Source organism: Streptacidiphilus melanogenes (genome assembly GCF_000787835.1).
Classification (GTDB): Bacteria; Actinomycetota; Actinomycetes; order Streptomycetales; family Streptomycetaceae; genus Streptacidiphilus; species Streptacidiphilus melanogenes.
The window spans coordinates 72,941-94,087 of the sequence record NZ_BBPP01000002.1 but is presented as its reverse complement, the minus strand read 5'-3'; the positions used below and the strand labels follow the sequence as shown (position 1 = coordinate 94,087).

Genomic DNA, 21,147 nt, shown 5'->3' with positions numbered 1-21,147 from the left:
CAACGCGAGCGGCGGAGGCGGCTCCGGCGCGCTGACCAACGGCGGGTTCGAGAGCGGCAGCCTCAGCCCGTGGACCTGCCAGTCCGGCAGCGTCGTGGTGAGCAGCCCGGTCCACTCCGGCAGCCACGCGCTGCAGGTGACGCCGACGTCCGGCACCACCGGCGAGTGCGACCAGACCGTCACCCTGCAGCCCAACCACAGCTACACACTGACCGGTTGGGTGCAGGGCCCGTACGCCTACATCGGCGTGAGCGGCGGCGCCAGCGCCAGCACCTGGTCCAGCGGCACCACCTGGAACAAGCTGACGGTGCCCTTCACCACCGGCGCCAGCGGGACGGTGACCGTCTACGTCCACGGTTGGTACGCGCAGGGCAACGTCGACGCCGACGACTTCAGCGTGAGCTGACGCCGCGGTCGCACGAACGGCTGCCGCTGAGGTGACGGCAGCTCAGGGGCGGGTCATCCGCAGCACGTCCAGAGCCTGGTCGAGCTGCTCCTCGGTGATCCGCCCCGCCGCCACATGACCGCGTTCGACCACGACCTGGCGGATCGTCTTGCGCTCCGCCAGGGCCTGCTTGGCGATCTTCGCGGCCTCCTCGTAGCCGAGGTAGCGGTTGAGCGGCGTGACCACCGACGGGGAGGACTCCGCGTACTCGCGCAGCCGCTCCACGTTGGCCGTCACGCCGTCGATCGTCCGGTCCGCGAGCAGCCGCGCGACGTTGGCGAGCAGCCGCACCGACTCCAGCACGTTCCGGGCCAGCACCGGCAGCATCACGTTCAGCTCGAAGTTGCCGCTCGCCCCCGCCACCGTGACGGTGGTGTCGTTCCCGATGACCTGGGCCGCCACCATCAGCGTGGCCTCGGGGATCACCGGGTTCACCTTGCCCGGCATGATCGACGAGCCCGGCTGCAGGTCCGGCAGGTTGATCTCGCCGAGGCCGGTGCGCGGCCCGGAGCCCATCCAGCGCAGGTCGTTGGAGATCTTCGTGAACCCGACGGCGATCGTGCGCAGCTGACCGCTCAGCTCGACCAGGCCGTCCCGCGCGCCCTGCGCCTCGAAGTGGTCGCGGGCCTCCGTGAGTGGCAGCCCCGTGGCCTTCGCCACCTCCGCGATCACCGCGGCGGAGAAGCCGGTCGGCGTGTTGATCCCCGTCCCCACCGCAGTCCCGCCCAGCGGCAGCTCCGCGACACGCGGCAGCGCCGCGCGCAGCCGCTCCACTCCGTGGCGGACCTGAGCGGCATAGCCGCCGAACTCCTGCCCGAGTGTCACCGGCGTCGCATCCATCAGGTGGGTGCGGCCGGACTTGACCACCGTCGCGAACTCCTCGGATTTGCGCGCGAGCGCGTCGGCGAGGTGGTTCAGCGCCGGGATCAGGTCGTGGGTGACGGCTGCGGTCGCGGCGATGTGGATCGAGCTCGGGAAGACGTCGTTGGACGACTGGCTCGCGTTGACGTGGTCGTTCGGATGCACCGGCCGACCGAGCCGTTCACCCGCCAGCGTCGCGACGACCTCGTTCACATTCATGTTGGACGAGGTCCCGGACCCGGTCTGGAACACGTCGATGGGGAACTGGTCGTCCCACTGCCCGGCCGCGACCTCCTTGGCCGCACTGCGGATCGCCCCCGCGGTCTCCGCGTCCAGCACCCCCAGCTTCGCGTTCACCTTCGCTGCGGCCGCCTTGATCTGCGCCAGCGCGGCGATGTGCGCGCGCTCCAGCCGCTGCCCCGAGATCGGGAAGTTCTCCACCGCGCGCTGCGTCTGCGCACCCCACTTGGCCTCGGCGGGGACGCGAACCTCACCCATCGAGTCGTGCTCGATCCGGAACTTTTCCATGTTCCGATCAGCATTCCAGCACGCCCCGCTGTTCCCGCCCCGGACGCGCCGAGGGCGTCACCGTACGTACCGCAGGCGAACGACAGGAGGCCCCTGCGCTGGGCGGGGGCCTCCTTACGAGTGAGGGCGAGCGGTCAGCCCTTCGGGCCGACCGGGCTCGTCACATGTCCCGGCTCAGCCCTTCGGGCCGACCGGGCTCGTCACATGTCCCGGCTCAGCCCTTCGGGCCGACCGGGATGTTGGTGATCAGCGGCTGGACCGGGCCCGGGTCGGTGAAGAAGTCGTTCCCCTTGTCGTCCACCACGATGAACGCCGGGAAGTCCTCGACCTCGATCCGCCAGACCGCCTCCATGCCGAGCTCCGCGTACTCCAGGACCTCGACCTTCTTGATGCAGTCCTGCGCGAGACGCGCGGCCGGGCCGCCGATGGAGCCGAGGTAGAAGCCGCCGTGCTTGCCGCAGGCGTCGGTGACCTGCTGGGAGCGGTTGCCCTTGGCCAGCATGACCATGGAGCCGCCCGCGGCCTGGAACTGGTCGACGTAGGAGTCCATGCGGCCGGCCGTGGTCGGGCCGAAGGAGCCGGAGGCGTAGCCCTCGGGGGTCTTGGCAGGGCCCGCGTAGTAGACCGGGTGGTCCTTCAGGTACTGCGGCATGCCGTCGCCCGCGTCGAGGCGCTCCTTGATCTTGGCGTGCGCGATGTCGCGCGCCACGACCAGGGTGCCGGTCAGCGACAGGCGGGTCTTGACCGGGTGCTTGCTCAGCTCGGCGCGGATCTCGTCCATCGGCCGGTTGAGGTCGATGGTGACGACGTTGTCGCTGAGGTGCTCGTCCGTGGTGTCGGGCAGGAAGCGGGCCGGGTCGCGCTCCAACTGCTCCAGGAAGACGCCCTCGGCGGTGATCTTCGCGACCGCCTGGCGGTCAGCGGAGCAGGAGACCGCGATGGCGACCGGCAGCGACGCGCCGTGTCGCGGCAGGCGGACCACGCGCACGTCGTGGCAGAAGTACTTGCCGCCGAACTGCGCGCCGATACCCAGCTTCTGGGTGAGCTCGAAGACCTTCTTCTCCAGCTCCAGGTCGCGGAAGCCGTGGCCGGTGGGGGAGCCCTCCGTCGGCAGCGTGTCCAGGTAGTGCGCGGAGGCGTACTTCGCCGTCTTCAGCGCGAACTCGGCGCTGGTGCCGCCGACGACGATGGCCAGGTGGTACGGCGGGCAGGCGGCCGTGCCGAGGGAGCGGATCTTCTGCTCCAGGAAGGCCATCATCGAGGCCTCGTTCAGGACCGCCTTGGTCTCCTGGAACAGGAACGACTTGTTGGCCGAGCCGCCGCCCTTGGCCATGAAGAGGAACTTGTAGGCGTCGCCGTCGGTCGCGTAGAGCTCGATCTGCGCAGGCAGGTTGGAGCCCGTGTTCTTCTCGTCCCACATGGTCAGCGGGGCCATCTGCGAGTAGCGCAGGTTGAGCTTGGTGTACGCGTCGTACACGCCGCGCGAGAGCGCCTCCTCGTCGCCGCCCGAGGTGAGGACGCCCTGCCCGCGCTTGCCCATGACGATCGCGGTGCCGGTGTCCTGGCACATCGGCAGCACGCCGGCCGCGGCGATGTTGGCGTTCTTCAGCAGGTCGAGCGCGACGAACTTGTCGTTCGGGCTCGCCTCCGGGTCGTCGAGGATCCGGCGCAGCTGGGTCAGGTGGGCCGGGCGCAGGTAGTGGGAGATGTCGTGCATGGCCTCGGCGGCCAGCAGGCGCAGGGCCTCCGGCTCGACCTGCAGGAAGGTGCGGCCGTTCGCCTCGAACGTGCTGACGCCCTCGGAGGTGATCAGCCGGTACGGGGTGTCGTCCTTCCCCAGCGGAAGCAGGTCGGTGTAGGCGAACTCGGGCATGGGCGGACAGTCCTTCACGGTCAGGCGTCGTCGTCGGCGCGCCTTCCAGGGTATCGACCGGTCTGACGGCCCCCTTGGGCGGTGCCGGGAGGGTGCGCGGGATCACACGTCACTGGCCACTTGACGGGACCGCTGACTATCCTCGGGCCGTGGACAACTCCTCGTCGTCAGCGCCGGAACCGGACCGCCTCCCGGAGACGACTCCGCAGAACCAGCCCGCTCCGAAGGCGGCTCCACAGCAGTCGTCCCCGTCGGTTCAGTCGGCACAGCCGGCCGGACGGCCGTTCGCCGAGCCCGCGGCGGGGGACCTCCGCGCCTCGGACGCGGACCGCGAGCGGGTGGCCGCGGCGCTGCGCGACGCCTACGCCGAGGGCCGGCTCGACGCCGAGGAGCACTCGCAGCGCCTGGACGCCGCCTATGCGGCGAAGACGCTCGGCGAACTGGTCCCGCTGACCCGCGACCTCCCGGCCCACGACCGGGTCCAGTCGCAGCCCGTGGCGGCGCCCGCCCCGGTCGAGGAGCCCGCCCCGGCCTCCGGCTCCAACCAGATCGTGGCGATCTTCGGCGGCTCGGTCCGCAAGGGGCGGTTCCGCGCGGGCCGCCAGATGCGGGCCAGGGCGATCTTCGGCGGCATCACCATCGACCTGACCGAGGCCGTCTTCGACGCACCGGAGCTGGTCATCGAGGTCGACGCGATCTTCGGCGGCGTCGAAGTGAAGGTCCCTGACAACGTCTCCCTGCACGGCGGCGGCGCGGGCATCTTCGGCGGCTTCGACGTCCGCGAGGAGGAGGGCACGGACCCGAACGGTCCGGTCGTCACCATCCGCGGCAGGGCGATCTTCGGAGGCGTCTCCGCGTCTCGTCGCCGCGGTCCCTTGCGGGCCCTGAAGGACCGGCGGCACCCGTAGGCGGCTCGCCGCAACTGTCCTTCCCTCCGCGCCTGCACGTCCTTTCGACCGGTCGCCTTTCCGGCTGCGTCATTGTCAAGCGTGGTGCGAGCCAAAGGCTTTGTCATATGACAGTCTGTCGATCGGGTTGTGTGCCGTGTGCATGAATCGGTGTACGCCGGGGTAGATCCCGTTTCACATCGCACTGTCGCAACGTCACCATGGCGTCCCCCAACGCCGCGACGTTGCGCGCGAGTTCGTGTACCCTCCCCCGGCCCGTCGTCAGGAGTGCGCCGTGCTGCATCCGATCGCGTCCCGTCAGGATGTCTTCCGCCCCCGCGTCGCGGACAGCACGGTACCGGCGCAGCGTGGCCCGGATCCGGAGGACAACCCCTGGCACACGGGCGCGGCCTGCCGCCGTGACGAGGCAGGGCTCTTCTTCGCCCCCTCCAAGGAGCCGACGGCCGCGCGCCTGGCGCGCGAGGAGCAGGCCAAGCAGGTCTGCGCCCGCTGCCCCGTCCTGCTGGAGTGCCGCGAGCACGCCCTCGACCTGCCTGAGCCCTACGGCGTCTGGGGCGGCCTCACCGCGGCCGAGCGTCGGGTGATCCTCACCCGCCGTCGCCGCCACGACCAGGACCTCCGCATCGCGGGCTAGAGGTACGCCAAGGGGCGCGGGGAACATTCCCCGCGCCCCTTGAGGTGCCGCTCGCTTCCGAAGGTGCGAAGCCCCGCGTGAAGCTCCGAGCGCTACTTCGCCCGGTCGAAGTCGATCGCGCTGTAGGCGCGGAGCTTCGACAGGCGGTGCACCGAGTCGATCTGCCGGATCGTCCCGCTCTTGGAGCGCATGACCAGCGAGCTGGTGGTCGCCGTCTCGGAGCGGTAGTGGACCCCGCGCAGCAGCTCGCCATCGGTGATGCCGGTCGCGACGAAGAACACGTTCTCGCCGCTGACCAGGTCGTCCGTGTGCAGCACACGGTCCAGGTCGTGACCGGCGTCCAGCGCCTTCTGCCGCTCCGCGGCGTCCTTCGGCCAGAGCTTGCCCTGGATCACGCCGCCGAGGCACTTGATCGCGCAGGCCGCGATGATGCCCTCGGGGGTGCCGCCGATGCCGAGCAGCAGGTCGACGCCGGTGCCTTCGCGGACCGCCATGACCGCGCCCGCGACGTCGCCGTCGGAGATGAACTTGATCCGGGCGCCCGCCTCGCGGATCTCCTGGGCCAGCTTCTCGTGACGCGGGCGGTCCAGCAGGACCACCGTCACGTCCTCCGGCGCCTTGCCCTTGGCGCGGGCCACGACCTGCACGTTGTGCGCGACCGGCGCGGTGATGTCGACCACGCCCGCCGCCTCGGGGCCGGCGACCAGCTTGTCCATGTAGAAGACCGCACTCGGGTCGAACATCGTGCCGCGGTCCGCCACCGCCAGCACCGAGAGCGCGTTCGGCATGCCCTTCGCGGTCAGCGTGGTCCCGTCGATCGGGTCCACCGCGACGTCGCACTCCGCACCGGTGCCGTCGCCGATCCGCTCGCCGTTGAAAAGCATGGGGGCCTCGTCCTTCTCCCCCTCGCCGATGACGACGACGCCGTTCATCGAGACGGTGTGGACGAGCGTGCGCATCGCGCGGACGGCCGCTCCGTCCGCGCCGTTCTTCTCGCCCTTGCCGACCCAGCGGCCGGCCGCCATGGCGGCGGCCTCGGTCACGCGTACGAGTTCGAGGGCGAGGTTGCGGTCAGGTGCCTCGGGGGCGACCTCCAGGGACGAAGGCAGACGGTTCTGGTGCTGCTCGGTCATCGATTTCCGTACCTCTCTGTACGCCGACGGCCGGAATGAGGGTGTTGCGATCGTATCTTCGACCTGGACCGATGTCTGTGGCGCCCGGCACGTGAAGGCTACGCGCAGGGCACGGAGGGGGCACGTCGGCGGTCTGCCGGCACCCCGCGGGCGGGGGCGCGACGGCGATGGTTCACCATGGTGGGGTGGCAACCGAGAACGTGACAGTGCGCAAGCGGCCGGGGATGGCCGCCAAATCCGTGCGCGACATGGTGTTGTCGCTGGCGGCAGTGCTGGCGGCCGGGATAGTGATCTACCTCTTCATCCCGCACAGCGGCGGCAGCGGCGTGCCCCCGGTCCAGTACCAGGACTCGGTTCTCTCCGCCCGCCGCGCCGCGCCCTATCCGCTGCTGGCGCCGCCGCCGCAGGCCCTGCCCTCGACCTGGAAGGCCACCTCCGTCAACTTCGACGCCTCCAACCCGGAGGCGGCCGTGTGGACGCTCGGCTTCATCGACCCGGAGGGGCAGTACGTCGCGATCGAGCAGAGCAACGCCCCGGCGGACTCCGTCATCCACGACGCGACGCTGGACGGACAGAAGACCCCCGCGACGACGCTGGTGAACGGCACGGCGTGGACCCACTACCAGGGCAGCCGCTACCAGGCGATCGTGCTGAAGGGCACCAAGGGCACGACGGTCGTCTACGGCACCGAGACCTTCGCCAAGCTGGGCGATTTCGCCGCGAAGCTCACCGACCACTGACGGTCGCCCCGTACACAGCCCGGAGTTCGAACCGGCGCGTACACAGCCAGGAGCCCCGACCGGGCGGTACTCGGTCGGGGCTCCTGGCTGTGTACGGCTCGGGCTGTGTACGGCCCGGGCCGGCTCAGACCGTGGTGACGACCTCGTCGTAGGCCAGGCGCGGGCTGCGCGGGTACCAGGCGTTCTCGCCCGGCTTGCCGATGTTCACAACCGCCAGCACGCCGTGCTCGCCGTCGCGGAAGAACTCCTTGTTGATGCCCTCGGCGTCGAAGCCCGTCATCGGACCGGCAGCCAGGCCGGCGGCGCGGACGCCGATGATGAAGTAGCCGATCTGCAGGGCGGCGTTGAAGGAGCCGGCCGTCTCACGGACCGGGCGCTCGCCGAACACGGCGTCCTTCGCCTGGGGGAAGTGCGGGAACTGCGTCGGCAGCTCCTCGTGGAACTCGTGGTCGGTAGCCAGGATGGCGACCAGCGGGGCCTTGGCGGTCTTCTCCTTGTTGCCGTCGGCCATCAGGTCGACCAGGCGCTCGCGGGCCTCGGCGGAGCGCACCAGGACGACGCGCAGCGGCTGCATGTTCATCGAGGTCGGCGCGTACTTCACCAGGTCGTAGATCGCCTGGATCTGCTCGTCGGTGACGGGCTCGTCCGTGAAGGCGTTCGCGGTGCGGGCCTCACGGAAGAGCAGGTCCTGGGCCGCAGAGTCGAGAGCGAGGACGTCGGTCATGTTCACACCTCAGAAGAAGATCGGTCGGCGGTGACCGGGGGCGTCACCGCTGATCTCCAACGTAGGTGAAGCTTCAACTATTTCCCAAGCAGGTGGCCGGCTACGTGACCGGGCTCACTCCTCCTCTGGCCCTTCTTCCTCGTCGTCCTCGTCCGCCTCGTCCGCGTCGCGCTCCTCGTCGGCGGCGAGCGCGGCGTCCAGCCGGGCACGGGCGCCGTCCAACCAGCGCTCGCACACGCGGGCCAGCTCCTCGCCGCGCTCCCACAGCGCCAGCGACTCCTCCAGCGTGCCGCCCCCGGTCTCCAGCCGACGCACCACGTCGAGCAGCTCCTCCCGGGCCTGCTCGTAGCCCAGCACGTCCTGGCCGTTGCCGCCGCCCGCACTCGTGCCCGACTTCGCGCTCGTCTGCGCGCCCGTGTTCGCCCCGGGCCCTGTCTTCGCCATGCGCCCAGCCTATGGAATGCGGCTGACAACGTGTGATGGCGCGACTAGGGTCCGGCCATGATCAGTGTGCGCCCCGCCCTGCCAGACGACGCCCCCGAGCTGGTCCGCCTGCGCGAGGTCATGTTCGCCTCGATGACGCACGCGCCGGCCGCCTCCGGCGACTGGAGGCCGCTCACCGAGAAGCTTCTGCGCGCCGGCCTGGACGGCGACACGGGCGGTCCCGTCCTCGGTGTCTTCGTCGTGGACGACGACGAACGCCCCGGACGGCTCGCGGCCTGCGCGGTGGGCACCCTGGAGCAACGGCTGCCCGGTCCCGGCCATCCCGACGGGCTGTTCGGCTTTGTCTTCAACATCTGCACCGACCCGGACCGCCGCCGCCGCGGCTACGCCCGTGCCTGCACCGAGGCGCTGCTGGCCTGGTTCGACGAGAAGGGCGCCACCCGGCTCGACCTCCACGCCAGTTCGCTGGGCCAGGGTCTCTACCGGGAACTCGGGTTCACCGAGTACTCGACCCCGCTCTCCCGCACGACGCCGCGCTGACGCGCCGTCGTCCAGGCTCGGACCGCCGGGGCCAGACCTGCCGGGCCAGACCTCCGGACTCGGACCTGCGGGGCCAGACCTCCGGACTCAGACCTCCGGCGAGGCCTCGCCCGCGTCGCCGGCGATCGTGCTGACCGTCACGGTGAAGGCGCCCTCGGCCACCCGGGCCCGCAGCTCCTCGCCGACCGACACCTCGCCCGGCGCGCGCACCACCGCGCCGCCGTCCGACGTGCGCTGCAGTACCGCGTAACCGCGCTGCAAGGTCGCCGCGGGGGAGAGGGCGACCACCCGGGCCAGGGTGTGGTGCAGTTCCGTCGCGGCCCGGTCGAGGCGGTGGCCGAGCGTGCGACGCGAGCGCTCGACCAGCGAGCGGACCTCCGCCGCTCGGTCGTCGATCAGCCGGTGCGGTGCAGCGAGCGCCGGGCGGGTACGGATGCTCGCCAGCCCCGCCTCCTCCCGGTGCAGGCGGCCCTCTATCGTCCGCCGCGCCCGGTCCCGCAGCGCGTGGACCCGCGCGAGCTCCTCCCGCACGTCCGGAACGACGCGCTTGGCCGCGTCCGTCGGCGTCGAGGCGCGCAGGTCCGCGACGAAGTCGAGCAGCGGCTGGTCCGGCTCGTGCCCGATCGCGCTGACGACGGGCGTGCGGGCCTCGGCGACGGCGCGGATCAGCGCCTCGTCGGAGAACGGCAGCAGGTCCTCGACGCTGCCGCCGCCGCGCGCGACGATGATCACGTCCACCTCCGGGTGGGCGTCGAGCTCCTTGATCGCCGTGATCACCTCGGGCACGGCGTAGGCGCCCTGCACGGGCACGTTCCGTACCTCGAAGCGCACGGCCGGCCAGCGCCGCCGGGCGTTCTGCAGCACGTCCCGCTCGGCGGCGCTGGCGCGGCCCGTCACCAGCCCGATGCACTGCGGCAGGAACGGCAGCGGCCGCTTGCGCTCCGCCGCGAACAGGCCTTCCGCGCCGAGGCTGCGCTTCAGCAGCTCCAGGCGGGCGAGCAGGTCCCCCAGTCCGACCAGCCGGATCTCGGCGGCGCGCAGCGAGAGCGTCCCGCGCGGCGTGTACCACTCGGGCTTGGCGTGCACGACGATCCGCGAGCCGGGCTGGATCAGCTGAGCGACGGGGTCGAAGACGGAGCGGTAGCAGGTGACGGAGATCGAGACGTTGGCGGAGGGGTCACGCAGCGTCAGGAACACCACCCCGGCGCCCGGACGCGGACTCAACTCGGTGATCTGCCCCTCGACCCAGACCGCGCCGAGCCGTTGGATCCACCCGCCGATGAGCGCGGACACACGGCTCACGGGGATGGGGGAGTCGGGCGAGGTCTCGAGTGCCATGCCCCGAGCGTACGGGGAGCCGGTGACAAGGCCGGGAACGCGCACTCCGGAGCGCTCGAGCCAGGCCTTTCCGGCGCGGTTCGCCGTGGGGGCGGGCGGTAGGCTGGGCCACATGTCTGCTACCGCTGCTCGCCGTGTCCTGCTCGCCTCCCCGCGTGGCTACTGCGCGGGCGTCGACCGTGCCGTGATCACCGTGGAGAAGGCCCTGGAGCAGTACGGGGCGCCGATCTACGTCCGCAAGGAGATCGTCCACAACAAGTACGTGGTGCAGACGCTGGAGAAGAAGGGCGCGATCTTCGTCGACGAGACGGAGGAGGTGCCCGAGGGCAACATCGTCGTCTTCTCCGCGCACGGCGTCGCACCCTCCGTCCACGACGAGGCCAAGGCCGGCAAGCTGGCGACCATCGACGCGACCTGCCCGCTGGTCACCAAGGTGCACAAGGAAGCGCTGCGGTTCGCGAGCGAGGACTACGACATCCTCCTCATCGGCCACGAGGGCCACGAGGAGGTCATCGGCACCATGGGCGAGGCGCCGGAGCGGACGCACCTCGTCGACGGCGCCGAGGACGTGGCACACGTCAAGGTCCGCGACGAGTCCCGGGTCGTCTGGCTGTCCCAGACCACCCTCTCCGTCGACGAGACCATGCAGACGGTGGACGCGCTCAAGCAGCGCTTCCCGCTGCTGACCAGCCCGCCCAGCGACGACATCTGCTACGCGACGCAGAACCGTCAGGTGATCATCAAGCAGATCGCGGCCGAGGCCGACCTGGTCATCGTGGTCGGCTCGAAGAACTCCTCCAACTCGGTCCGCCTGGTCGAGGTCTCCCTGGAGGCCGGCGCCAAGGACGCCCACCTGGTCGACTTCGCAGACGAGATCGACGAGACCTGGCTGGAGGGCGTGTCCACGATCGGCGTCACCAGCGGGGCGTCGGTGCCGGAGATCCTGGTCCAGGGCGTGCTGGAGTGGCTTGCCGAGCGCGGCTTCGGCGACGTCGAGTCGGTCACCTCGGTCGAGGAGCACCTGCAGTTCTCCCTGCCCAAGGAGCTCCGCCGGGACCTGCGCAGCGAGGCCGGCTCGCCGGGCGCCGAGTGACGTGGGGTAACGCGGAGTGACGTGCGGCGGGTGGCCGTAAGGGCGCCCGCGCAGGCGCTCGCACGGGGTTCCGAGCAGGCCGCCGGGTAACCGGTACGGCTGACGAATCGGGAGGAACCCGCCCGAGTTCCGGGCGGGTTCCGGCCGCCGCACGTAGCGTGGACTGCGTGACTGTCTTCGGAGTGGACATCGGCGGGTCCGGCATCAAGGGCGCGCCCGCAGACCTCGAGAACGGCCGGCTGGCCCAGGAGCGCTTCAAGGTGCTCACGCCCCAGCCCTCCGAGCCGACGGCCGTGGCCGGCGCGGTGCGGGAGGTCGTGGAGCAGTTCGACTGGCAGGGGCCGGTCGGCATCACCTTCCCCGGCGTCGTGGTCGACGGCCACACGCGCACCGCCGCCAACGTCGACAAGGGCTGGATCGGCGCGGACGCCGCGGGGCTCTTCGCGGACGCGCTGGGCGGGCGCCCGGTCGCGGTGATCAACGACGCCGACGCGGCGGGCCTGGCCGAGGTCCGCTTCGGCGCGGGCAAGGGCCGCGACGGCGTGGTGCTGATGCTGACGCTCGGCACCGGCATCGGCAGCGCCCTGTTCGTCGACGGCAACCTGGTGCCGAACACCGAGCTCGGCCACCTGGAGCTGCACGGCAAGGACGCGGAGAAGCACGCCAGCTCGGCCGCCCGGGAGAAGCACGACCTCTCCTGGTCGCAGTGGGCGTCGCGTCTGGACGACTACTTCGCCCACGTGGAGATGCTCTTCTCGCCGCAGCTGATCATCATCGGCGGCGGAGTCAGCCGTAAGGCGAACAAGTTCCTGCCGCTGCTGAAGCCGCTGCGCGCGGAGATCGTCCCGGCGCAGCTGCAGAACGACGCGGGGATCATCGGCGCGGCGATGCAGGCGTCCCGCCTGGCCACTCTGAGCTGACCCGGCCCTGTCGAGGCCGGCCCGCCAGGAGCTCGGCACGACCAGGACCGGTCGGCCGCGACACCCTCAGAACTGCGCCTTCTTCCTCGCGTGCGAGAGCGAGAAGTGGCGTGCCACCGCGATGGCGACGCTGAGCCCCGTTCCGGCGAAGAGCCAACCCGCGTCCAGCGCGAGCGCCTCCGCCAGCCCGATCACGTGGCCTCCCCAGCCGGGACCGAGGTCGGGACCGAAGAAGAGCAGCGCCAGCGCGAAGCAGATCGGTCCGCTGATCGGCGCCGCCGCCAGATCGGAGGAGCGGACCTTGACGGACGCCTGGAAGCTCGCGGCGATGTAGACGAGGCCGAGCAGCACGCCCGAGCTGTCGAACAGCAGCGAGTCCAGTGCCCCGGCGGCCAGGCACGTGACGAGGAGCAGCAGGCCGCAGCCGATCGCGGTCAGCCGCTGGGGGCCCCGGGTGTTCGGGGTCACCGGTCGGGCCGGGCGCACCAGCGCCTCGGGCGAACGTGCGGGCTTGGGCAGGGCCATGTTCCGCTCCGTCCCGGGCTGTGCGCGGCTGGTTCGGTACTCCACGTGACCAACGTACGGTCGGATGAACGCCGGACAAGGGCACAGACACGCCGATCGGCGAACCAGGGCATGCGATTGAGCCGTTCGGGCGTAACCGCGGCAAACCGTAGACTGGGGGGCTGTACGCTCTCGCCTCCTCGAACCCGGGACTCACGCCACCATGTCGCTCACGATCGGAATCGTCGGCCTGCCGAATGTCGGCAAGTCGACCCTGTTCAACGCCCTGACCAAGAACGACGTGCTGGCGGCCAACTACCCCTTCGCCACCATCGAGCCCAACGTCGGCGTCGTCGGTGTGCCGGACCCGCGTCTGGACAAGCTGGCCGAGATCTTCGGCTCCCAGCGCAAGCTCCCCGCGACGGTCGACTTCGTCGACATCGCCGGCATCGTGCGCGGCGCGAGCGAGGGTGAGGGCCTGGGCAACAAGTTCCTCGCGAACATCCGCGAGTCCGACGCGATCTGCCAGGTCATCCGCGCCTTCAGCGACCCGGACGTGGTCCACGTCGACGGCAAGGTCTCGCCGAAGGACGACATCGAGACCATCAACACCGAGCTGATCCTGGCCGACCTGCAGACCATCGAGAAGGTCCTGCCGCGTCTGCAGAAGGAGGCGCGGCTGAAGAAGGAGACCGCCTCGCAGCTTGCCGCCGTCGAGGAGGCCCAGAAGGTCCTCGAGTCCGGCACCACCGTCTTCGCCGCCGGCCTGGACCTCGCGCCGCTGCGCGACCTGCACCTGCTGACGGCCAAGCCCTTCCTCTACGTCTTCAACGTGGACGAGGCCGAGCTCGCGGACGAGGCGTTCAAGGACGCCCAGCGCGCGCTGGTCGCCCCGGCGGAGGCGATCTTCCTCAACGCCAAGATCGAGTCCGAGCTGATCGAGCTGGAGGACGACGAGGCGCTGGAGCTGCTCCAGGAGATGGGCGTCGAGGAGCCGGGCCTGGCCACCCTCGCCCGCGTCGGCTTCGACACGCTCGGCCTCCAGACCTACCTCACGGCCGGCCCCAAGGAGGCCCGCGCCTGGACGATCAAGAAGGGCGCCACCGCGCCCGAGGCGGCCGGCGTGATCCACACCGACTTCCAGCGCGGCTTCATCAAGGCCGAGATCGTCTCCTACGGCGACCTGGTCGAACTCGGCTCCATCGCCGAGGCTCGCGCCAAGGGCCGCGCCCGCATGGAGGGCAAGGACTACGTCATGCAGGACGGCGACGTGGTGGAGTTCCGCTTCAACGTCTGACGTCTGAGCAAGCCAGAGCCACGGCGGCGGCCCGGTCGCTCTTCGGAGTGTTCCGGGCCGCTTCGGCTTTTCTCGACCACGTCACATCCAGGCCGAGAAGTTGAGGCGCCATCGGGGCAACCGGACGCGTACGTACTACGTCCCCTTCTCAAGGTCCAGCCATACGGCTGACTGCGATGGGGGGATGCGTGGAGGCGACGGTTCGACGCCGGAACGTCGAGTTGGGGCTGGTGGTGGCGGCGGTCGCGGTCGCTGCCGGGGCGGATGCGAGCGCCGAGTTGGCGTTGCACGGCACCCTGCCGGGATCGTTCGCGATGGTCTGCGGCGGCCTCGGCGCCCTCGCGTTGGCGGCGCATGCCGCGGTCCGGCGCTGGGCACGCTACGCCGACCCGCTGATCCTGCCGATCGTGGTGCTGCTGACCGGGCTCGGGCTGGCCATGGTGCACCGGCTGGACATCTCCTACGCTCTCGTCGGCCTCAACGCCTCGGAGCGCGCCCCGGAGGCGCCGCAGCAGGCGCAGTGGACCGTCCTCGCAGTACTGCTCTTCGCCGCCGCGCTGGTGGTGGTGAAGCATCACCGGGTGCTGCAGCGCTACACCTACCTGACGATGGCCGGCTCGCTGGTGCTGCTGATGGCCCCCGCGTTCTTCCCGGCCGTGAACGGGGCCAAGCGCTGGATCTCGATCGGCCCGGCCCACCTCGAACCGGACGAGTTCGCCAAGCTCGGCATGATCGCGTTCTTCGCGGGCTACCTGATGGCCAACCGGGACGCGCTCGTCCTGGTCGGCCGCCGCGTCTGGGGGGTGAGCCTGCCGCGGATGCGGGATCTCGGCCCGCTGCTGGCGGTGTGGGTGGTGTGTCTGCTGGTGCTGGTCGTCGAGGTCGACCTGGGGACGTCGCTGATCGTCTTCGGCATCTTCATCCTGATGCTCTACGTGGCGACCGAGCGGGTCGGCTGGGTGGCGGTCGGCCTGCTGCTGGCGGTGGTCGGCGGTGGTGCGGTCGGCGCGACCTCCTCGCACGTCGGCCAGCGAGTCACCGCCTGGCTGCACCCGATGGACGCGTTCCTGCCGAACCCGACGGTGACCGAGCAGCCCGCCCAGGCCCTGTTCGCGCTCGCCCACGGCGGCATCCTCGGCACCGGTCTCGGCCAGGGGGAGCCGTGGCTGATCCGCTCGGCGGGGCGCAGCGACTGGATCCTCGGCGCGTTCGCCGAGGAGCTCGGCACCGCCGGGGTCATGGCCCTGTTGACGCTCTACCTGTTGCTGGCCCACCGCGGCTGGCGGACCGCGATCACTCTCACGGACCCCTTCGGCAAGCTGCTCGCCGCCGGGCTCGGGTGCGTCGTCGTGCTGCAGGTCTTCGTCGTCGCCGGCGGCGTCATCGGCCTGCTGCCCGAGACCGGCAAAGCCCTGCCCTACCTCTCCCAGGGCGGCTCCTCGGCGGTGGCCAACTGGCTGCTCGCCGCCCTGCTGATCAAGCTCAGCGACGCGGCCGGGCGCACCGAGCGCCGGCCCGCGCCGAACCCGGCGGAGACCCTGACCATCAGTGCTGCCGAGATCCAGGGGAGGATTGACGCTGTGTCATAGACGTCTCGTCGACGGGACCGGATCGGATCGAGCGCAGATACATCGGCAAAGTGGCATGTTCACACCCATACTTCGGACGTGGGCCGGATAGAACAAGGATGTGCCTGTTCCGTCGACGAGGGGTGGTTCTGCGTGGCAGCGGTGAGTGGGGCGAACGGCGAGGCGGCCGAGGAGTTGGAGCGGCTCGCGGCCGACTACTTCCGGGGGCATCTCGACACGCAGCCCGTCTTCGCCACGACGCTCGGTTTCGCCGGGTACGGGTCCCGGGTCGCCGACCCCTCGCGGGAGGCGGACGCGCGGTGGGTGGCGCGGCTGCGCGCGTTCGCGGCGCGCGGGGAACGGGTCGATCCGTCCGGGTTGGACCGCTCGCAGGCGCTGACCCGCGCCATCCTGCTGGAGCGCCTGCGGCTTGAGGCGGACAGTCTGGAAGCCGGCACGGGCGAGGTTTCCGTGTCCGGGAGCATCGGGGGAGACCTCTCGATGACGCTGTCCATGGTCGGTCACGCGTCCCTGCCGGACGATGCGACGGCCGAGGCCTTCGTCTGCCGACTGGAGGCGCTGGGCGGGTACTTCGACGCGCTCGGGCTGCGCTACCGGCGGGCGCGGGCGGACGGCCGGCTCCCCGTGGCGTCCGGAGTGCGTTCCGCAGTGCGGCAGTTGGACGGCTACCTGGCCGGCGATCCGGCGACGGACCCGTTGCTGCGGCCGCTGTTCGCGGCGACCGGCCCGGACGACGGCTGGCAGGCCAAGGCGGTCGGAGCCCTGCGGGCCCACGTCCGGCCCGCGCTCGTGCGGCTGCGGTCGGTATGGGCGGACGAGCTGCTACCGGTGGCCCGGGACGACGAACACCCTGGTCTGTGCCACCTGCCAGGAGGCGAGCAGGCCTACGGCGCGGAGATGCGCCTCTACACCACGACCGCGTACACGGCCGAGGAGATCCACCGGCTGGGACTCGAACGGGTCGCCGAACTCCGGGACGAGATCGGCGAGCTGGGCGAGACGGTGTTCGGGACGGGTCGGTGCGAGGCGGTCCTGCAGCGGGCGCGAACCGGTGGGGGCCGGATCTTCGACGGGCCCGAGGACGTGCTGGACTGCATCCGCGCCGCCCACCGCCGCGCGCAGGAGGCTCTGCCGGGGTGGTTCAGGGACCACCGGTTGCCGGACTGCGAGATCCGTGAGCTGGATCCGCATCAGGCGGGCGGCGGAGCAGCCGCCTACTACCTGTGGCCGTCGGCGGACGGCACCCGGCCCGGTGTGATGTGGGTGAACACCCGTCAGGCCGTGGGGCGACCGGTGGGCGGGGTCGAGGCGCTCGCCTTTCACGAGGGGGTGCCCGGCCACCATCTGCAGGTCTCGGTGGCGGCCGGTGGCGACGACCTGCCGGACTTCCGGCGGCACCGTCGGTTCTCCGCGCATTCGGAGGGCTGGGGTCTCTACGCGGAGCGCCTCGCCGACGCGATGGGGCTCTACGGTTCACCGGAGGCGCGCCTCGGGATGTGCACCGAGTCGTTGATGCGGGCGGCGCGTCTCGTGGTCGACACCGGCATCCACGGCTTGGGCTGGTCCAGGGGGCGGGCCCTCACGTATCTGCGCGCCAACTCGGACCGGTCGTCCGAGGCGGTCGAGAACGAGATCGACCGCTACATCGCGGTTCCGGGACAGGCGCTGTCGTACATGGTCGGGCAGGTGCGGCTGGAGCAGCTTCGGGACGAGGCAAGGGCGGGGCTCGGGTCGGCCTTCGACATCGCGGAGTTCCACGATCTCGTGCTGGCCGACGGGTCGATGCCGCTCGACGTGCTGGCCGCCTCCGTCGGCGAGTGGGTGAAGGACGGGGTACCGGCGCGGTAGCGCCGAAGCGGTTCGGGCCCGAGCAGGCTCGCCAGGAGGCCGCCGGACCCCGCACCCGGTCCGGCGGCCTCCTCGGACGGGGCTCAGTCGACGGGATGCGGCTGGCGGGCGTCCGTGGCCGGGACGGCCGGGGCGGCATCCGGGCCCGGGTGCGCGATGGCGTGCTGGAGGCGTTCGCCCTCGATGTCGAGGTCCGGGAGGAGGCGGGCCAGCGGGCGCGGAAGCCACCAGGCGGCGCGGCGGGTGAGGGCGAGGACGGCCGGGACGAAGGTCATGCGGATCACGAAGGCGTCCAGCAGCACGCCGGTGGCCAGGGCGAAGGCGATCTGCTTGAGCATGATGCTGTCCGTGCCGAGGAAGGCTGCGAAGACGGAGATCATGATGAGCGCGGCCGCCGTGACGACCCGGCCGCTGTGGCGGGCGCCGGCGTGGACGGCCTGGAGCGGGTCGCCGGTGGCGGTGTAGGACTCGCGCATGCGGGAGACGAGGAAGACCTCGTAGTCCATGGCGAGGCCGAAGAGCACGGCCAGCAGCAGGATCGGCAGGAAGCTGCTGATCGGGCCGGTGGTGTCCAGGCCGAACAGGCCGCCCAGGTGCCCGAGTTGGAAGACGGAGACGACCGCGCCCAGGGTGGCCGCGATGGACAGGACGAAACCGGCGGCGGCCTTGAGCGGCACCACGACCGAGCGGAAGACCAGGAGCAGCAGGAGCAGCGACAGCCCGACCACGACGGCGGCGAAGGGCAGCAGTGCCGCGTTGAGCTTGGCGGCGACGTCGATCTGGACCGCGGTGCTGCCGGTGACCTGGATCGCCGCGCCCGTCTGCCGCTGGATCGCGGAGCGGTCGTCGCGGATCGTGTTGACCAGGGTCTTCGTCGCGCTGTCGCTGGGGCCGGTCCGGGGGACGACCTGGATCAGCGCGGTGTGCGTGGCCGGGTTGAGGACCGGCTTGCCGACGGCGGCGACATCCGGGAGGCCGTGCAGGGTCGTGGCGATCTGCCCGGCCGCCTGCTGGGGGTCGGCGCTGCCGCCGGTGTCGGCGAGGACGAGCAGCGGACCGTTGAAGCCCGGGCCGAACTTCTGGCTGATCTCGTCGTAGGCGACGCGCTGTGAACTGCCTGCCGGCGCGGTGCCGTTGTCGGGGAGGGCGAGCTTCATGGAGTGCGCCGGCCAGGCGAGCGCGCCGACGGCGACCGCGACCGCCGCGAGGGCGAGCATCGGACGGCGGGTGACCTGACGGAACCACGCCTCGGCCGCGTTGGCGGCCCGGCCCTTGCCGGCGTCGGCGGTCGCATTCGCCGCCGCCTCGCGGCGGGCCGCGCGCGAGCCCGGACGAGGCGTCAGGCGTGCGCCGGCGAAGCCGAGCAACGCGGGCAGCAGGGTGGTCGCCACCAGGACCGCGGTGAGGACCGCGCCCGCCGCGGCCAGTCCCATCGCGGTCAGGAACGGGATGCCGACCACGGTGAGCCCCGCCATGGCGATCACGACGGTCAGTCCGGCGAAGACGACCGCGCTGCCCGCCGTGCCGACGGCCAGCGCCGTGGACTCCTCCGGGTCCATGCCCTGGGCGAGTTGGGAGCGGTGGCGGGTGAGGATGAAGAGCGCGTAGTCGATGCCCACGGCCAGGCCGATCATCAGGGCCAGGCTCTGCGCCGTGGACGAGATGGCGACGACGCCGGTCAGCGAGAGCAGCCCGAAGATCGCCGTGGCCACCCCGAAGACGGCGGTCACCAGCGGTATCCCGGCGCTCAGCAGCGAGCCGAAGGTGACGACCAGGATGAGCAGTGCGATCCCGACGCCGATCAGATCGCTGTCGGACTTGCCCGGAGCGTTGCCGTATGCGGCACCGCCCACCTGGGTCTTCATGCCCGACTCGGCGCCGTGGGAGACGGAGGTCGAGACGGCCGACTTCAGCGCGTCCAGCGAGCCGGGGGCGAGGCTGCTGCTCGGCACCTCGTACTGGACCTGCGCGACCGCGGTGGTGCCGTCGGGTGAGACGGTGCGGGCGTCGAACGGGCTGACCACCCGGGCCACCTGCGGCGCGGTGGACGCGGCGTTCACGGCGGCGCGGATCGCGGCGGCATCCGCCGGGTCGGTGACCTTCTGTCCGGGCGGGGCGGTGAAGACGATCTGCGCGCTGGTGCCCGAGGAGGTCGGGAAGTCGGTCTTCATCCGGTCCAGGGCCTGCTGCGACTCCGAGCCGGGGATCGAGAAGGTGTTGTCGAACTTGCCGCTGCCGCCGAAGGCGACGGTGCAGGCGACCACGGCGGCCACGACCGCCAGCCAGAGCGCGAGCACGCTGCGGCGGTGGCGGAAGGCGAACCTGCCGAGGCGGTGGAGAACGGTGGGCATGGGGGCTCCGGTCGATGGCGATTGCGGTGCAGGAAGACCGCGGTGCAGGGCGACCGCGGTGCAGGGTGACCGCGATCCGAAAAACTGGCAGTTCTGCCACGTTAGCAAAGTGGCAGAACTGCCAGTTTCATCCTCAAGGCTGAGATGCTGGGTGCGTGGACACGACCGCAGGAGGATCCGCGCCCCTGAGCGAGCAGGCCGAGGGCCGGCGGGAGCAGAACAGGCGCCGCACCCACGAGGCCCTGATCGAGGCCGCCGGCCGGCTCTTCCAGGAGCGCGGCTACGACGCGACGACCGTCCGGGACATCGCCGCGGCCGCCGGCGTCGGGGAGCGCACCTTCTTCCGCTACTTCCCGAGCAAGGAGAGCCTGGTCCTGCAGCAGGTCCGCGACCTGGTGCCGTTGCTCGCCGCCGAGATCCGCGACCGTCCCGCCTCCGAGCCGCCGCTGCTCGCCCTGCGCAACGCCGTTCTGGAGGTCGCCCGCCGCCACGGGACCAACCCCGCGGTGCTGCTCGCCGGCTCCGGTCCAGTGCACGGGATCACCCGCCCCGACGGCCGCACCGACGGGCGCGGCGACAAGCACCTGCTCCACGACATGGAGCAGGCGGTGGCCGTGGCGTTCACGGAGCGGCTGTCGCGCGAGGGGGGCGAACCGGGGGCCGTCGCGTTGCGGGCTTCGGTGCTGAGCCGCGCCGGCGTCGGCGTGCTGCGAGCCGTTCGGCTGGCCTACGGGAGCGTCCCCGAGACGGAGCGACTCCTGGTCGACCCGGTCGACCTCGTGGAGCGGGCCTTCGCCTGCCTGGACGTACCGGGCTGAAGCTACGCTTCCCGTATGCGGATCTCGGTTTCCTCCGACATGGACGAGGGCGTCGCCCGGCAACTGGTCGCCGAGCTCCAACGCCGGGGCCACTCGGTGATCAGGCACGGTGCGCTGCAGCCGGACGAGAAGGAGGACTGGGCCTTCTGCAGCGAGGCCGCGGCGCGCGACGTCGTCGAAGGCCGCGCCGACCAGGCCGTCGTCTGCTGCTGGACCGGCACGGGCGCCTCGATCGCCGCCAACAAGCTTCCGGGCGTTCGCGCCGCCCTGTGCACCGACAGCTACACCGCGGGCGGTGCGCGCCGCTGGAACGACGCCAACGTCCTCGCGCTGAGCCTGCGGCTGACCTCGACCCCGATGCTGTCGGAGATCCTCGACGCGTGGTTCGACGGTGCGCCCAGCCAGGAACCGGACGACCAGGAGAACATCGCCCACCTCGGCCGGATCGGCCTCGGATGAGCGGCGGCGCCCGGACCGGCTGGATCCTGATGCGTCAGGACGACAACGGCAACCGCGTGGAGATGGCCCGGTTCGACGTCCGCGGGGAGGCGGAGGCCGC

Annotated in this window: 20 protein-coding genes; 12 read left to right on the top strand and 8 right to left on the bottom strand. The window is 71.4% G+C overall.

Going from position 1 to position 21,147, the window contains the following annotated elements:
- The coding region (locus TR49_RS02295; RefSeq protein ID WP_042376580.1) for a carbohydrate binding domain-containing protein at positions 1–406 on the top strand (406 nt) is incomplete at its 5' end.
- A 42-nt stretch (positions 407–448) separates the two neighbouring features.
- Here TR49_RS02295 and TR49_RS02290 read toward each other — a convergent pair.
- Together TR49_RS02290 and TR49_RS02285 are read right to left on the bottom strand one after the other, a co-directional pair.
- Complete coding sequence (locus TR49_RS02290; protein ID WP_042376577.1) at positions 449–1,834, bottom strand: class II fumarate hydratase; 1,386 nt, start codon at positions 1,832–1,834, stop codon at positions 449–451.
- A gap of 214 nt (positions 1,835–2,048) precedes the next feature.
- Positions 2,049–3,707: a fumarate hydratase gene (locus TR49_RS02285; protein WP_042376575.1), complete on the bottom strand. Its 1,659-nt coding sequence runs from the start codon at positions 3,705–3,707 to the stop codon at positions 2,049–2,051.
- Positions 3,708–3,856: 149 nt separating this feature from the next.
- On the opposite strand from TR49_RS02285, the gene TR49_RS02280 reads away from it, so the two are divergent.
- Positions 3,857–4,615, top strand: coding sequence for a DUF1707 SHOCT-like domain-containing protein (locus tag TR49_RS02280; protein ID WP_042376574.1), 759 nt, complete (start codon positions 3,857–3,859; stop codon positions 4,613–4,615).
- 274 nt (positions 4,616–4,889) lie between these two features.
- Positions 4,890–5,249 (top strand): WhiB family transcriptional regulator, encoded by a 360-nt coding sequence (locus TR49_RS02275; RefSeq protein WP_439654067.1) that lies wholly within the window; start codon positions 4,890–4,892, stop codon positions 5,247–5,249.
- Positions 5,250–5,341: 92 nt separating this feature from the next.
- Here the strand turns inward: TR49_RS02275 and glpX are convergent, their stop codons facing one another.
- Positions 5,342–6,382: a class II fructose-bisphosphatase gene (gene glpX, locus TR49_RS02270; protein ID WP_042376571.1), complete on the bottom strand. Its 1,041-nt coding sequence runs from the start codon at positions 6,380–6,382 to the stop codon at positions 5,342–5,344.
- A 185-nt stretch (positions 6,383–6,567) separates the two neighbouring features.
- On the opposite strand from glpX, the gene TR49_RS02265 reads away from it, so the two are divergent.
- A complete protein-coding gene (locus tag TR49_RS02265) occupies positions 6,568–7,122 on the top strand; it encodes a DUF4245 domain-containing protein (RefSeq protein WP_236653186.1) in 555 nt (184 codons plus the stop codon).
- Positions 7,123–7,246: 124 nt separating this feature from the next.
- On the opposite strand, the gene TR49_RS02260 is transcribed toward TR49_RS02265, so the two are convergent.
- Both TR49_RS02260 and TR49_RS02255 read right to left on the bottom strand, forming a co-directional pair.
- Complete coding sequence (locus TR49_RS02260) at positions 7,247–7,846, bottom strand: malonic semialdehyde reductase (RefSeq protein ID WP_042376568.1); 600 nt, start codon at positions 7,844–7,846, stop codon at positions 7,247–7,249.
- Between the two features lie 114 nt (positions 7,847–7,960).
- Entirely contained in the window at positions 7,961–8,290 is a 330-nt protein-coding gene (locus tag TR49_RS02255; protein WP_084724484.1) for an exodeoxyribonuclease VII small subunit, read from the bottom strand.
- 57 nt (positions 8,291–8,347) lie between these two features.
- Here TR49_RS02255 and TR49_RS02250 point away from each other — a divergent pair, with 57 nt between their 5' ends.
- Positions 8,348–8,830 carry a GNAT family N-acetyltransferase gene (locus TR49_RS02250; protein WP_042376566.1) on the top strand — a complete coding sequence of 161 codons (483 nt, stop codon included), beginning with the start codon at positions 8,348–8,350 and terminating at the stop codon, positions 8,828–8,830.
- Positions 8,831–8,917: 87 nt separating this feature from the next.
- On the opposite strand, the gene xseA is transcribed toward TR49_RS02250, so the two are convergent.
- On the bottom strand, positions 8,918–10,168 hold the full coding sequence (gene xseA, locus TR49_RS02245; protein WP_042376564.1) for an exodeoxyribonuclease VII large subunit: 1,251 nt from the start codon (positions 10,166–10,168) through the stop codon (positions 8,918–8,920).
- 112 nt (positions 10,169–10,280) lie between these two features.
- Between xseA and TR49_RS02240 the strand changes: the two genes are divergently transcribed.
- Complete coding sequence (locus TR49_RS02240) at positions 10,281–11,261, top strand: 4-hydroxy-3-methylbut-2-enyl diphosphate reductase (RefSeq protein ID WP_084724483.1); 981 nt, start codon at positions 10,281–10,283, stop codon at positions 11,259–11,261.
- A 167-nt stretch (positions 11,262–11,428) separates the two neighbouring features.
- The gene (gene ppgK / locus TR49_RS02235; RefSeq protein WP_042377023.1) at positions 11,429–12,181 is read left to right on the top strand and encodes a polyphosphate--glucose phosphotransferase; all 753 of its coding nucleotides are present in this window, start codon (positions 11,429–11,431) and stop codon (positions 12,179–12,181) included.
- Positions 12,182–12,247: 66 nt separating this feature from the next.
- Here the strand turns inward: ppgK and TR49_RS02230 are convergent, their stop codons facing one another.
- Complete coding sequence (locus TR49_RS02230; RefSeq protein WP_152627022.1) at positions 12,248–12,751, bottom strand: DUF6542 domain-containing protein; 504 nt, start codon at positions 12,749–12,751, stop codon at positions 12,248–12,250.
- A 157-nt stretch (positions 12,752–12,908) separates the two neighbouring features.
- On the opposite strand from TR49_RS02230, the gene ychF reads away from it, so the two are divergent.
- The 3 genes from ychF (at position 12,909) to TR49_RS02215 (ending at position 17,419) form a co-directional block, all read left to right on the top strand.
- Positions 12,909–13,982, top strand: coding sequence for a redox-regulated ATPase YchF (ychF, locus tag TR49_RS02225; RefSeq protein WP_042376558.1), 1,074 nt, complete (start codon positions 12,909–12,911; stop codon positions 13,980–13,982).
- Positions 13,983–14,170: 188 nt separating this feature from the next.
- Positions 14,171–15,571 (top strand): FtsW/RodA/SpoVE family cell cycle protein, encoded by a 1,401-nt coding sequence (locus tag TR49_RS02220; RefSeq protein WP_236653185.1) that lies wholly within the window; start codon positions 14,171–14,173, stop codon positions 15,569–15,571.
- Between the two features lie 132 nt (positions 15,572–15,703).
- Positions 15,704–17,419 (top strand): DUF885 domain-containing protein, encoded by a 1,716-nt coding sequence (locus TR49_RS02215; RefSeq protein ID WP_052433920.1) that lies wholly within the window; start codon positions 15,704–15,706, stop codon positions 17,417–17,419.
- Positions 17,420–17,502: 83 nt separating this feature from the next.
- On the opposite strand, the gene TR49_RS02210 is transcribed toward TR49_RS02215, so the two are convergent.
- The gene (locus tag TR49_RS02210; protein WP_042376554.1) at positions 17,503–19,770 is read right to left on the bottom strand and encodes an MMPL family transporter; all 2,268 of its coding nucleotides are present in this window, start codon (positions 19,768–19,770) and stop codon (positions 17,503–17,505) included.
- A gap of 155 nt (positions 19,771–19,925) precedes the next feature.
- On the opposite strand from TR49_RS02210, the gene TR49_RS44875 reads away from it, so the two are divergent.
- Entirely contained in the window at positions 19,926–20,588 is a 663-nt protein-coding gene (locus tag TR49_RS44875; protein ID WP_052433918.1) for a TetR/AcrR family transcriptional regulator, read from the top strand.
- A gap of 15 nt (positions 20,589–20,603) precedes the next feature.
- Positions 20,604–21,047 carry an RpiB/LacA/LacB family sugar-phosphate isomerase gene (locus TR49_RS02200; RefSeq protein ID WP_042376551.1) on the top strand — a complete coding sequence of 148 codons (444 nt, stop codon included), beginning with the start codon at positions 20,604–20,606 and terminating at the stop codon, positions 21,045–21,047.
- Positions 21,048–21,147: the final 100 nt, after the last annotated feature.